The 12,903-nt window shown below is 66.0% G+C and carries 10 protein-coding genes; all 10 read left to right on the top strand.

The window, feature by feature from the left end; genetic code table 11:
- The first annotated feature begins 43 nt into the window (after positions 1 to 43).
- Positions 44 to 469, top strand: a complete 426-nt coding sequence (locus AC1RQG_RS06050; RefSeq protein ID WP_493129345.1) for a serine O-acetyltransferase — start codon at positions 44 to 46, stop codon at positions 467 to 469.
- 4 nt (positions 470 to 473) lie between these two features.
- Complete coding sequence (locus AC1RQG_RS06045) at positions 474 to 1,505, top strand: glycosyltransferase family 2 protein (RefSeq protein ID WP_493129343.1); 1,032 nt, start codon at positions 474 to 476, stop codon at positions 1,503 to 1,505.
- The gene (locus AC1RQG_RS06040; protein ID WP_493129341.1) at positions 1,502 to 2,848 is read left to right on the top strand and encodes a phenylacetate--CoA ligase family protein; all 1,347 of its coding nucleotides are present in this window, start codon (positions 1,502 to 1,504) and stop codon (positions 2,846 to 2,848) included. The genes AC1RQG_RS06045 and AC1RQG_RS06040 overlap by 4 nt, the downstream gene beginning before the upstream one ends.
- A 155-nt stretch (positions 2,849 to 3,003) precedes the next feature.
- On the top strand, positions 3,004 to 5,253 hold the full coding sequence (locus AC1RQG_RS06035; protein ID WP_493129339.1) for a heparinase II/III domain-containing protein: 2,250 nt from the start codon (positions 3,004 to 3,006) through the stop codon (positions 5,251 to 5,253).
- A gap of 340 nt (positions 5,254 to 5,593) precedes the next feature.
- Positions 5,594 to 6,688 (top strand): glycosyltransferase family 4 protein, encoded by a 1,095-nt coding sequence (locus AC1RQG_RS06030; RefSeq protein WP_493129337.1) that lies wholly within the window; start codon positions 5,594 to 5,596, stop codon positions 6,686 to 6,688.
- On the top strand, positions 6,685 to 8,661 hold the full coding sequence (locus tag AC1RQG_RS06025; protein ID WP_493129335.1) for a heparinase II/III family protein: 1,977 nt from the start codon (positions 6,685 to 6,687) through the stop codon (positions 8,659 to 8,661). Before AC1RQG_RS06030 ends, AC1RQG_RS06025 begins: the two co-directional genes overlap by 4 nt.
- A 24-nt stretch (positions 8,662 to 8,685) precedes the next feature.
- On the top strand, positions 8,686 to 9,795 hold the full coding sequence (wecB, locus tag AC1RQG_RS06020) for a non-hydrolyzing UDP-N-acetylglucosamine 2-epimerase (protein WP_493129333.1): 1,110 nt from the start codon (positions 8,686 to 8,688) through the stop codon (positions 9,793 to 9,795).
- Positions 9,792 to 10,529, top strand: coding sequence for a WecB/TagA/CpsF family glycosyltransferase (locus AC1RQG_RS06015; RefSeq protein WP_493129331.1), 738 nt, complete (start codon positions 9,792 to 9,794; stop codon positions 10,527 to 10,529). Before wecB ends, AC1RQG_RS06015 begins: the two co-directional genes overlap by 4 nt.
- 39 nt (positions 10,530 to 10,568) lie before the next feature.
- Positions 10,569 to 11,849, top strand: coding sequence for a nucleotide sugar dehydrogenase (locus AC1RQG_RS06010; RefSeq protein WP_493129329.1), 1,281 nt, complete (start codon positions 10,569 to 10,571; stop codon positions 11,847 to 11,849).
- Between the two features lie 43 nt (positions 11,850 to 11,892).
- Positions 11,893 to 12,891 carry a UDP-glucose 4-epimerase GalE gene (gene galE / locus AC1RQG_RS06005; protein WP_493129327.1) on the top strand — a complete coding sequence of 333 codons (999 nt, stop codon included), beginning with the start codon at positions 11,893 to 11,895 and terminating at the stop codon, positions 12,889 to 12,891.
- Positions 12,892 to 12,903 lie beyond the last annotated feature (12 nt).

Genomic DNA, 12,903 nt, shown 5'->3' with positions numbered 1-12,903 from the left:
AACAAATTTTCCGTTGGACGCGTCGGTATGGAGGACGCAATCCATGTTGCTGATCTTCCGCCTTGCCCACTGGATGTCCCGCCGGCACATCCCTTTGTTGCCGCAGATGCTATATGTGATCAACCGCATCTTGTTTGCTGTCGTGTTGCCGCCAACGACGGTGGTCGGCTCGGGCACCGTGTTTGGGTACAGCGGGTTGGGCATCGTGGTACATGGGCGCTGCCGCATCGGCAGCCGCGTCAATATAGGCACCAATGTGACGATAGGTGGGCGCTCCGGCTTGCACGCCGTGCCAGTGATCGGAGACGACGTGGTGATCGGCAGTGGCGCCAAGATACTCGGGCCCGTCACGGTGGGGGCGGGGGCAAGGATAGGCGCGAACGCGGTGGTGCTGCACGATGTTCCGGCTGGGGTCACCGTGGTGGGGATACCCGCGCGGGCACGGTCAGTGGCCGACACGGATGGATAAAGAGATGAAACTTTCGGTATTGATCAAGACTTACAACGAGGAGCGCAAGATAGCTCGGTGCCTGGACGCGGTCTGTTCCGCGGTGCAGGGGCTAGCCGAGGTCGAAGTGATCGTGGCCGACTCACTGTCGACCGACGCGACGCTGGCCATCGCCGCCCGCTACCCGGTGAAGATCGTGCAGATGATACGCGCCGATGACCGCGGCTGCGGCGCCGGCGTGCAGCTGGGGTTCCAGCACGCGCAGGGTGAGTTTGTGTATCTTCTTGATGGCGACATGGAGCTGCAGGGGGACTTTCTTCGGCAGGCCCTGGCGCTGATCGACAGCGATGAAACGCTGGGGGGGGTGGCTGGCGTGTTGCAGGATAGTCAAATCAACAATCGCTTTGACCGCCACCGCCTGAAGAACAAGCCGGCGGCGCAGCCTGGTGAAGTCCAGTGGTTGGCCGGTGGGGGATTGTACCGGCGCGCCGCCGTGCTGGAGTCGGGTGGCTATGCGGGCAACCGTAATTTGAAGGCGTATGAGGAAGCGGAGCTGGGGCTGCGGCTGCGCAGCCGGGGCTGGCGCTTGGTACGTCTTCCCGCTGTCGCCGTGTTGCATACCGGACATGCGGATTCCACCATGGCCCTGATTCGGCGGCAATGGCGTTCGGGCAGGCAAGATGCCGGGGGCGTGTTGCTGAAATCCGCCATGGGCCAGCCGTGGCTGGGACGCGTATTGCGCATGTGCCTGCACCCCTTGGGGGTGCTCGTCTATTGGAGCATCATGCTGGCGCTAGCATTGTTGGTGCCGGGCGCACTACCCGTGCTGGTCGGCGCGGGGGTATTCGTTTGCGTGGCACTGGCGGCGAAAAAGCGCAGCCTGCCCGATGCCGCCTTTTCCCTGTTGCTGTGGCACGTGGCGGCGGCCGGTCTGCTGAGAGGAATGGCGACCGTTCGCTTGATCCCCCCGCAGACGCCCATCGCCAGCAAAGTAGTATTGGAGCATGGGCCGGATGCGATGCTTGTGCACCGGTACGGCGAAGTGGGTGGAACGTGACGCTGAAACAGGAACTGCATTTCGGCGCCAGGGCGCTGCTGCGCGACAACGCCCTGGGCAATTATCTGCTGCGCTCGATCCGGCGCCATGAAAGCCTCACGACGACCGAGCTGGCTGCGCGGCAAGCCCAATGGCTGCACCAGAGCCTGCAGTGGGCGATCGCCAAACTGCCGTATTACGCCCACGTCGACGTGCGCTTCACGCCGGCCGAGGCGGTCGATGTGCTGCGCACGCGGTTCCCCATCATCGACAAGCACACGCTGCTGGCCGAGCCGTCGCGCCTGTATCCGCACGGGGGACGGCCCCGGCCGTGGGAGTCGGTCGGCAAGAGCAGCGGCACCACCGGCACGCCGATCGCCATGTTCCGCAGCCCGCGCTCGGTGCTGCTGGAAATGGCCTTCGTCAAGCGGCAGTGGGAATGGAGTGGCTTCCACGACGGCATGCGGCGGGCCTCCCTGCGCGGCGACCAGGTCGTGGATCTGGGACGGACCACGCCGCCTTTCTGGTTCCACAACCGATATAACCAGCAGTTGTTGATTTCCTCCCGCCACCTGAAGGCGCCGTTCCTGCCGGCCATCGTCGACGAGCTGGCGCGCTTCGCGCCCGCCATGCTGCAGGCCTATCCGTCGACGGCCTACATGCTGGCCCAATACCTGGAGCGCGCGCAGCGGACGCTGGCCATCCCGCACATCTTCACCAGTTCCGAACCGTTGTACAACCACCAGCGCGAACTGATCGAGCGGCGCCTGGGCGGCCAGGTGCGCGACATGTACGGCATGGCCGAGCGGGTGGCGATGGCCACCGCCTGCGAATATGGTGAAATGCACATCAATTCCGACTATTCCTATGTCGAGATCGTCGACGAGCAGGGCCGCCCCACCGATGGCGAGGGCTATGTGGTGGGCACCACCCTGTTCAACGCCGCCATGCCGCTGGTGCGCTACCGCCTGTCCGACCGCACCCGCTGGAAGCCGGGCGCCTGCCGCTGCGGGCGGCCGTTCCCGATGATCGAGCCGGTGACGGGCAAATACGAGGACGCGATCTACGGCAGCGACGGCGCCCCGGTCAGTCCGTCCGTCCTGACCTTCGCCTTCAAGGGCGTCGGCCGCATCCTCAAATCGCAGGTGGCGCAGGTGGCGCCGGGCCGGTGGGAAATCAGGCTGGTGCCGGATCATGGTTTTGATGCTTCTGATCAACAAAGGTTGATTGACAACATACATCAATTAGTTGATGCAAGGATACAAATAAATATCCGTCTGATGTCGGATATTGCGCACACAAAGGCCGGGAAGTTCCGCTGGGTGGTCAATGAGGGGTCGTTTTCAGAGGGAAACTGTGTATAATCAAAGGGAACAAGCGGCTTGATATTCGATCGCGCGACTGTGTGGTCGGCGCAGCGAATAAAGTCCGCAGCCGCTTGTCGATCCGATTTCGCCACGACCCATCGCGTAAACCGTTTGTCCTTGTCCGCTCCTTTTGTCGCCACGGAGGCTGCAATATGAAACTCAATTCACTGTACGCGCTGCCGCTATCGGCGGTGCTGTTGTTCGCCGCCAGTACCCAGGCGCATGCCGACTGGGTGCAGTCGTCCGACCCTGTGGTCGTGACGCCCGCCCCCGCCAACATGGAGCTGCAGGCGCAGAATCCCCCCACCTTCAAGTGGGCGCGCTACCCGACCGGGGCGGCCTCGTACACCCTCGTCATCAAATCCGGCACCACGGTGGTGCAGACCTTCACCACGACGCGCAACTGGTATTTGCCCACCACGGCGCTGCCGCTCGGCACCTACACCTGGCAAGTGGCGCCGACCGGCACCACCAACTGGTCGCTGCCGCGCACCTTCACGGTCGACAGCTCGGCCCAGGTGTTCCAGGTGGCCGACAACGCGACGCTGCGCGCGGCCATCATCGCCACGCCGCGCCCGCGCGGCCTGCAGCGCGGCTTGCCGCTGTTTAGCAGCTGGGGCTCGGCGATCAAGGCCGAACGCCTCAACGCCTACAACAAGCTGTACTCCGAGGTATCGTGGGCCGTCACCTCGGTGAAGCCGGTCAGCGACGCGCTGTGGCCGCTCAGCACCACCGGCTCGCCGCTGACGTCGGCCCAGGTGGCCCAGATCAACGCCGTGCGCGCGGCCATCTACGCCAACGGCCGCCAGCTGGAAGCCGCCACGCTGATGTACCGTTTGTCGGGCGAGGTCAAGTTCCTCAATGAAGCGCTGCTGCGCGGCGATGCGATGGCCGCCCTCAGCACGACCGGCCCGACCAGTTATGCCAATCAGGACCAAGGGTGCCGCGTGATCACGCTGGCCCTGCTGCGGGCAATCGACGGCCTGGGCGCCAACGTGTCGGGCACCCGCCGCGCGGCCTGGCTCAACTCGGTGGCGCTGCGCACCACCGACATCTACAACGACTTGGCCGGCAGTAACGGCCGCATGGACCAGTATCCATTCGATTCCCATGGCGGCACCAACCTCGGCTTCCTGGCGTTGATTTCCACCCTGGCGCTGGGCGACATTCCCGCCGCCGACACGTGGTTCGATTTCTCGTTCCGCGCCTACGTGGCGTCGTTCAGCGCCTGGAGCGGTCCGGAGGGCGGCTTCGCCAACGGTTCGGCCTACGCGCAGTACACGGCCGAGCTGGCCCAGCAAATCTGGCAGCCCATGATGCAAGCAACCGGCTTTAATATGTTCAACAAGCCTTGGTCGGCCGGCTTCCTGCGCTACTTCATGCACTTCGTGCCGCCGGGGGCGACCCGTCACGTGTTTGGCGATGAGAACGAAGTACCTCCGACCTTCTACGTGCTCAAAGGCTACGCGGCCCATTATTCGACGCCGGCGGCCGCATGGTATTACAGCCACATCCCCGGCGAGATGGATACGCTGACCTTGCTGCAGGCCCCATGGCCGTTGCCGGTCAACACAGCCACCTCGGTGGCCCCTCCCGCCAATGCCGGGCTCTATCCGAGTATCGGTTGGGTCGCCATGCACAGCGACATGGGCAGCAACCTGCGTACCTCGTTGTACTTCAAGGCCAGCCCATACGGTTCGTATAACCACAGCCACGGCGAGCAGAACAGCATTGTGCTGCACAGCGCCGGCGTGCCCCTGTTGCCGCAGTCGGGCTTCGAGGACTATTACGGCTCGCTGTTGTGGAGCACCTGGTATCGCCAGACCAAAGCCCACAACGCCATCACCTACGACGGCGGCCAGGGGCAGGCGGTGGACGGCTACACGACGGCCGGCTACACCCGCACGCTCGCCTACACCGGCAAGGTGACCTCGTTCTCCACCAGCGCGACGCGCGATTATGCCGAGGGCGACGCCACGGTGACGTATTCCGGTGTGCTGAGCAAGGCGGTGCGCAAGATCTGGTACCTGCGCAACATCGACGCGGCCGTCGTCATGGATACGCTGGCCGCGCCGGCCGCGCACGTGTTCGAATGGAACTTCCATACCCTGGCGCCGATCGCCGTCGACGCGGCGGGCAACGCCTCGGTGACCTACCTGAACAGGTCGCTGTGCATACGGCCGATCAACACGGCCGGCATCCACTTCGAAAAGCGCAGTTTCCCGCCGCCCAAGACCGGGGTGGAAGACTATGGGGTCTACGCGAACAACAGCGCGGTGTTGTCGACCGAGTTCCTGATGCTGCTCGATGTCGGCTGCAAAAAGCCGACGGTCAAGCTGACCACCACCAGTACCGGACGTACCCTGCAGGTGGGCACCGAGACCATCTCCTTGCCAAAATAAGCGGGTATCGATCCGCCGCGGCGCCCGCTGGGGCGCCGGCCAGACAACCTCCCTCCCGTGGCCGCAGCGCCCGGCAGGGAGGTTTTTTCTTAGGCGGGCCGCATGAATCGCGCCCGATGGGGTGTGTTTCGATTGACAATCCACACAAGGGATGGAATGATGTTGTCCGAATGTTATTGTTGCGGCGACAAGCCCGCAGCTGTTCGTGCAGATTGGTCACGCCCGTTGTCTCCGGCCGGTGGGTAGTTCGATTCAGGAGAGGTTGGAAGATGGGACTGGGAAGAGTAATCGCGGCGTCGCCGGGACAGGCATGGCCGTGTGTCCGCCACGGAGCGCGGCAATGAGGCGCACGGCGGCCAAGGTGCTGATGGTCGGCACCGCGCCAGATGGCAAGGGTGGGGTGGCGGCGGTGGTGAGCGGCCTACGGCAGCAGGGTTTGTTCGAGCGTCATCAGATTCGCTACCTGGCCAGCCATATCGAACATGGCGTGGGCGGCAAGGTGCGCGCCATGTGTTCGGCCAGCTGGCAATTGTTGGTGGCCTGCCTGGGCGGCCGCCCCATCGTCCACGTCCACTCGGCATCGCATGCGAGCTTCTACCGGAAGTCGCTGCTGCTTGCGCTGGCGCGCGCCTGTGGCTGCCCGACCATCTTCCACCTGCATGGCGGTGGCTTTCAGCAGTTCGCCGAGAACGAGGCCGGGCCGCCCATGCGCTGGTGGATACGCCATACCCTTGAGCGCAGCTCCGTCGTGATCGGGTTGTCCGACGCCTGGGCCGATTTCCTGCGCCGCTACGCGCCGCGGGCGACGGTGCACGTGGTGCCGAACTCGGTCCGGTTGCCGGTCTTGCCGACGCCGACGCGTGAACAGGCCGGCCGCGTATTGTTCCTCGGCCGTTCCAACCGCCGCAAGGGGACCTATGACCTGCTGGAGGCCGTCGCGCAATTGAGCGCGGCCTGGCCGGAGCTGCAACTGCGCATTGCCGGCGACGGCGAGCTGGAGCAGGTGCGGCGGCGAGCGGCCGAACTGGGCATCGCTGATCGCGTGCACTTGCTGGGCTGGATCGATGCCGCGCAAAAAGACGAGGAGTTGGCACGCGCGGCGATTTTCACGCTGCCATCCCACGACGAGGGTTTGCCGATGTCGATGCTGGAGGCCATGGCGGCGCAAAAGGCGATCGTCGTCACGCCCGTGGGCGGCATTCCGCAAGCCGTGCAGGACCAGGACAATGGACTGCTGGTGCCGGTTGCCGATCCGTCCGCGCTGGCCGCCGCGCTGCAGCGCCTGCTGGCCGATGCGGCCCTGCGCCAACGGCTGGGCGTGCGCGCACGGCAGACCGTGAGCGAGCGCTACAGCTCGGACGTGGTGTTGGCGCGCATCGCGGCCATTTATCGTCAACTGGACCGCGGCGCGGGCCAGTCGACCGTGCGGCCATGAGCGCGCCGTCGATGGGGTCGTCCGTGCGGCACAGGGCGGGCTGGTTCTGGAACCGGCTGCGCTGCATGTCGCCGCTGGAGGTGTTGCACCGTGCCGGCCAGGCCGGGCTGACGCGGCTGATCCGCCACGGCATGCTGCCGCAGGCGGCGCCGCCGGCGCAACTGGCGTCCTGCCCGCCGCCGCCGCCGTTCGACCTGGACGGCCTCGCTGCCCGGACGTATCTGGACGAGGCCGACGCCATCCTGGCCGGCACCGTGCCGCTGTTCGCGACCGGCAGTTTCGCCGTGGGCGCGCAGCCGGAATGGAACCGCGATCCGTTGACCGGCATCCGCGGCCCGGCCGGCTTCGGGCCGGCCATCGGCGTGACCGACCGCGCGCGCGTGGGCGACATCAAGCATGTGTGGGAGCTGAACCGCCACCTGCACCTGGTGCGTCTGGCCCAGGCCTATCACCTGAGCGGCGATGCGCGGTATGGCGAAGGTTTGTTGGGCCAGCTCGATGGCTGGCTGCGCCAGTGTCCGCCGTTGCGCGGCCCCAATTGGACCAGCTCGCTCGAACTGGGCATCCGTCTGATCAACTGGAGTCTGATCTGGCAGCTGATCGGCGGCCGCGACAGCGCGCTGTTCGCCGGCGCCGCCGGCGCCGCGCTGCGCCGCGCCTGGCTGGACAGCATTTTCGCCCACTGCCTGTACGTCCGCCGCCATCTGTCGCGCCACTCGTCGGCCAACAACCACCTGGTGGGCGAACTGGCCGGCCTGTACGTGGCGGCGCGCACCTGGCCGTGCTGGCCGCACAGCGCCGGCTGGCGCCGGCGCGCCAAGGCCGAGCTGGAACAGCAGGCCCGCCTGCAGCACGCGGCCGACGGCGTCAACCGCGAGCAAGCGTTCTCGTACCAGATTTTCACGGCGGAGTTCCTGCTCATGGCCGGCCTCGCCGGGGCGCGCGCCGGCGAGGCCTGGTCGCCCGCCTATTGGCAGACGTTGCAGCGCGGCCTGCATTTTGTGGCGGCCGTGCGCGACGCGGGTGGCCACATGCCGATGGTCGGCGACGCCGACGATGGCACCGTGTTCCGGCTGGAACCGGGGCCGGTGGCCGACCGCGGCGCGATGTTGCTGGCGCTGGGCCGGGCCATGTTCGAACCCGGCGCGCCGCGCTCCGCGGAGGCGCGCTGGCTGTTGGGCGGACTGGCGCGACTGGCGCCGCCGCTGCCGGCCGCCAGCGACTGGCAATTCGCCGACGGCGGCTACCTGCTGTTCGGCACGCGCTTCGGCGCGGCGGACGAGATCAAGGGCATGGTCGATTGCGGTCCGCTCGGCTATCTCGGCATCGCCGCCCATGGCCATGCCGACGCGCTGGCCCTGACGCTGTCGGTCTGTGGCCAGCCCTGCCTGGTCGATCCGGGCACGTACTCGTATTGGCAGGAGCAGCAATGGCGCGATTATTTCCGCGGCACATCGGCGCACAACACGCTGCGCGTCGATGGGCTCGACCAGTCGGTCAGCGGCGGACGCTTCATGTGGACGCGCAAGGCCCGCTGCGTCGTCGAGCGCATGCCGAGCGGTCCCGCGCAGTTCGACTTCGTCGGTGCGCACGACGGCTACCAGCGCCTGGCCGAGCCGTTGCGGCACCGCCGCCGCGTGCGCTTCGATGCGGATACGCTGACCCTGGCGGTGGACGACGAGGCGGGCGGGCGCCAGTCCCACCTGCTCGAGCAGTTCTGGCATTTCGCGCCGGACTTGCACCTGAGCCTGGAGGGCAGTGTGTTGCAGGTGCGTGGCGAGCGTTTCGCGCTGCGGGCCGAGTTTTCCGGTCCGGCGTTGACGCTGGACCTGGTCCGCGGCCGGGAGCGGCCGCCGCTGGGCTGGTATTCGGCGCGCTATGAGCACCGCCAGCCGGCGCCGACCCTGCGCGTGGCCACGCGCGAGGCGGGCGCCGTCTTGCGCGCCCAGTTTAAAATAGATGTATTTTTGTAAATTTCAATTCTGAAGGTGTTCGTCATGCCTACTCTGTATCTGGTCGCAGGAGCGCGTCCCAATTTCATGAAGATCGCGCCCATCGTGCGTGCGCTGCAAGCCCACCGGGGCATCGCATTCAAGATCATCCACACCGGTCAGCACTATGACCGCGACATGAACGAGGTCTTTTTCGAGGAGCTGGGCATCCCCGCACCCGACATCTTCATGGGCGCGGGCGGCGGCAGCCATGCCCAGCAAACGGCCAGGATCATGCTGGCCTTCGAGGAGCTGTGCCAGCAGCAGCGGCCGGACGCCGTGCTGGTGGTGGGCGACGTCAACTCGACGTTGGCCTGCTCGATCGTGGCCAAAAAGCTCAACATCCCGGTCGCCCACGTCGAAGCCGGCCTGCGCAGCGGCGACATGACCATGCCCGAGGAAATCAACCGCCTGGTGACCGACAGCATTTCCGACTGGTTCTTCGTCACCGAGCCGAGCGCCGTGGCGCATCTGCGCCATGAGGGCAAGGCCGAGTCGGCGATCCATTATGTCGGCCACGTGATGGTCGACAACGTGCTGTACCAGGCCAACAAGCTCGGCGACGACCCGGGCGCGCAGTTCGACACCAGCGACTACAAGGCGCGCCACAGCGGCGCCGGCCGCCGCTATGGCGTGGTCACCCTGCACCGCCCCAGCAACGTCGACAGCGCGCCCATGATGACGCGCCTGGCCGACGCGCTGCGCAGCATCGCCGCCGAGCTGCCGCTGATTTTTCCCGTCCATCCGCGCACCCGCGCCAACCTGGAAAAATTCTCCATCGACCTGGGTCCCAACATCAAGCTGGTCGGACCGCAGGGCTACATGGCATTCCTCAACCTGTGGAAGGATGCCGCGCTGGTGTTGACCGACAGCGGCGGCCTGCAGGAGGAAACCACGGCGCTCGGCGTACCCTGCCTGACCCTGCGGGAGAACACGGAGCGCCCCGTCACGGTCGAGGAGGGTTCCAACGTGCTGGCTGGCACCGATCCGGAACGCATCGTGGCCGAGGCGCATAAGATCTTGCGCGGCGAGGGCAAGCAGGGCCGCCGGCCCCACCTGTGGGACGGGCGTGCGGCGGAACGGATCGTGGACGTGCTGGCGAAGGAGCTGGCATGAGCGAACGCATCACTATGATGGGCTGCCAGATCGACAACCTGTCGATGGAGGACACGCTCCAGAAGATCGAAGGCTTCATCCAGTCCGGCCTGCCGCATCAGCACGTGGTGGTCAACGTCGACAAGCTGGTCAAGGCCGAGCGCGACCCTGAACTGCGCCGCATCATCAATGAATGCGCGCTGGTCAACGTCGACGGCATGCCCGTGGTCTGGGCTTCGCGCCTGCTGGGCAAACCGCTCAAGGAGCGCGTGGCCGGGGTCGACCTGTTCGAGGCGCTGATGGCGCGCGCGGCGCAGAAGGGCTGGCGGGTGTTCCTGCTGGGCGCGCGCGAGGAGGTGGTGTCCGGCGTCAAGCAGGGTTACGAGCTCAAGTATCCGGGATTGGTGGTGGCCGGCTACCGCAACGGCTACTGGAAGCCCGAGGAGGAGGCCGGGGTGGTGGCGCAGATCCAGGCGGCCCGCGCCGACCTGTTGTTCGTGGCCATCAGCTCGCCGAAGAAGGAGCAGTTCCTGGGCCAGTACCAGGCGCTGATGAAGGTGCCGTTCGCCATGGGCGTGGGCGGCACCTTCGATGTCGCGGTGGGCAAGGTCAAGCGGGCGCCGCGCTGGATGCAGCAGTCCGGCCTGGAATGGTTCTACCGTTTCCTGCAGGAGCCGCGCCGCATGTTCCGCCGCTACTTCATTGAAGACATGGCGTTCATCCGCCTGCTGCTGAAAGAGGCCAGCCGTCGCTGAGCCCGATTTTCCATTCCACAGATTAAAGAAGAGGTTTGTATGACAGTGATCGCCGTAATTGGTTTGGGCTACGTGGGCTTGCCGCTCGTGGTGGAGTTTGGCAAACGCAGCCGCACGATAGGCTTCGACATCGTCACCTCCAAGGTCGACAGCTGCCGCGGCGGCGTCGATCCCTCGCGCGAGCTGAGCGACGCGCAGATGGCCGCCGCCACCCATGCCGAGTATTCGGCCGACCCCGCCATCCTGGCGGAGGCCGACATTTTGATCGTGGCCGTGCCGACCCCCGTCGACTTCGCCCACAATCCCGATTTCGGTCCGCTGATCGGCGCCAGCAACAGCGTCGGCCAGCACATGAAGAAGGGCGCCATCGTGGTCTACGAATCGACCGTGTACCCCGGCGCGACCGAGGAGGTGTGCATCCCGGTGCTGGAGCGGGCCTCGGGCCTGAAGTGGAAGCAGGACTTCTTCGTCGGCTACTCGCCCGAGCGCATCAACCCGGGCGACCGCCAGCACATGCTGACCAATGTGGTGAAGGTGGTGTCGGGCGACACCCCGCACACGCTGGAACGGGTGGCGGCCCTGTATGAGCAGATCGTCGAGCCGGGCGTGCACCGCTGCTCCAGCATCAAGGCGGCCGAGGCGTGCAAGGTCATCGAGAACACCCAGCGCGACCTGAACATCGCGCTGATGAACGAGCTGGCCATCATTTTCGACAAGATCGGCATCGACACCTCCGAGGTGCTGAAGGCGGCCGGCACCAAATGGAACTTCCTCAAGTTCAGCCCCGGCCTGGTCGGTGGCCATTGCATCGGCGTCGATCCGTATTACCTGACGCACAAGGCGGAAACGCTGGGCTATCATCCGCAGGTGATCCTGGCCGGCCGCCGCATCAACGATGGCATGGGCAAATACATCGCCGAGCAGACCGTCAAGAACATGATTGCCGCCGGCAGCTACATCAAGGGCGCCCGTGTCAACGTGCTGGGCCTGACCTTCAAAGAGGACTGTGCCGATCTGCGCAACTCGAAGGTGGGCGACGTGATCAACGAGCTCAAGACGTACGGGGTGGAAGTGTTCGTGCATGATCCATACGCCGACGCCGACGAGGCCATGCATGAGTATGGCGTGCGCCTGTTCGCGTGGGACGAGCTGCCGCGCGCCGACGCCATCGTGGCGGCCGTGTCGCATCAGGCGCTGCTGGGATTGCCGGCGGAGGATTTCCAGAAAAAGCTGATCAAGGGTGGCTGCTTCATCGACGTCAAGGCCGCGTTCTCCCAGGAGGCGCTGTCAGCGGTGGGCCTCAAGGTGTGGCGCCTGTAACGGATTGGGCAACGCCACGCCAAGGATGAGGGAATTGTAAAAAATGAAGATACTCGTTACCGGCGGCATGGGCTACATCGGTTCCCATACCGTCGTCGAATTGCTGGCGGCCGGCCATGAGGTGGTGGTGATCGACAACCTGTCGAACGCCAGGGCCTCCGTGTTCGACCGCGTGTGCGCGATCGCCGGCAAACCGTTCACCTTCCTCGAGGTGGACGTGCGCGACCGGGGCGGGGTGGAGGCCGTGTTCGCGGCCCACGCGATCGCCGCCGTGATCCACTTCGCCGGCCTGAAGGCGGTCGGCGAATCGGTCGAGCAGCCGCTGCGCTACTACGACAACAACCTGTCGGGCAGCATCGTGCTGTTCGAGACGATGGCCAAGTTCGGCGTCAAGCAACTGGTGTTCAGTTCCTCGGCCACCGTGTACGGCGATCCGGCCTCGGTGCCGATCTACGAGCACTTCCCGCTGTCGGCCACCAACCCCTACGGCCGCAGCAAGCTGATCATCGAGGACATGCTGCGCGACCTGTACCGCGCCGACGCCGGCTGGCACATCGCGCTGCTGCGCTACTTCAACCCGGTGGGCGCCCATGAAAGCGGCCTGATCGGCGAGGAGCCGAACGGCATCCCCAACAACCTGCTGCCCTACATCGCCCAGGTGGCCGACGGCCGGCGCGAGTTCCTGTCCGTGTACGGCGGCGACTACCCGACCCCGGACGGCACCGGCATGCGCGACTACATCCACGTGGTCGACCTGGCGCTCGGCCATTTGAAGACGCTGGACAAGCTGGCCGCCGGCCCCGGCATCGTCACCTACAACCTGGGCACGGGGCGCGGCAACAGCGTGCTGGAGATGGTGCGCGCGTTCGAGCAGGCCAGCGGCCGGCCCGTGCCGTACCGCATCGTGGCGCGCCGCCCCGGCGACATCGCGGCCTGTTACGCGGACGCGGGCCTGGCCGAGCGCGAGCTGGGCTGGAAGGCCGAGCGCGGCATCGCCCAGATGTGCGCCGACGCGTGGCGCTGGCAGTCCGGCCCCAAATAACAGAGAGGCGAC

It is taken from the genome of Rugamonas sp. GW822-FHT03B10, assembly GCF_058801745.1.
The sequence above is the reverse complement of the archived record's forward strand: the minus strand, read 5'-3'. Positions and strand labels throughout refer to the sequence as shown.

What these genes read in the sequence shown, in the direction of transcription:
- AC1RQG_RS06050 (WP_493129345.1), top strand. Translation starts at nt 44, where the DNA reads ATGTTGCTGATCTTCCGCCTTGCCCACTGGATGTCCCGCCGGCACATC.
- AC1RQG_RS06045 (WP_493129343.1), top strand. Translation starts at nt 474, where the DNA reads ATGAAACTTTCGGTATTGATCAAGACTTACAACGAGGAGCGCAAGATA.
- AC1RQG_RS06035 (WP_493129339.1), top strand. Translation starts at nt 3,004, where the DNA reads ATGAAACTCAATTCACTGTACGCGCTGCCGCTATCGGCGGTGCTGTTG.
- AC1RQG_RS06030 (WP_493129337.1), top strand. Translation starts at nt 5,594, where the DNA reads ATGAGGCGCACGGCGGCCAAGGTGCTGATGGTCGGCACCGCGCCAGAT.
- AC1RQG_RS06025 (WP_493129335.1), top strand. Translation starts at nt 6,685, where the DNA reads ATGAGCGCGCCGTCGATGGGGTCGTCCGTGCGGCACAGGGCGGGCTGG.
- wecB (WP_493129333.1), top strand. Translation starts at nt 8,686, where the DNA reads ATGCCTACTCTGTATCTGGTCGCAGGAGCGCGTCCCAATTTCATGAAG.
- AC1RQG_RS06015 (WP_493129331.1), top strand. Translation starts at nt 9,792, where the DNA reads ATGAGCGAACGCATCACTATGATGGGCTGCCAGATCGACAACCTGTCG.
- AC1RQG_RS06010 (WP_493129329.1), top strand. Translation starts at nt 10,569, where the DNA reads ATGACAGTGATCGCCGTAATTGGTTTGGGCTACGTGGGCTTGCCGCTC.
- galE (WP_493129327.1), top strand. Translation starts at nt 11,893, where the DNA reads ATGAAGATACTCGTTACCGGCGGCATGGGCTACATCGGTTCCCATACC.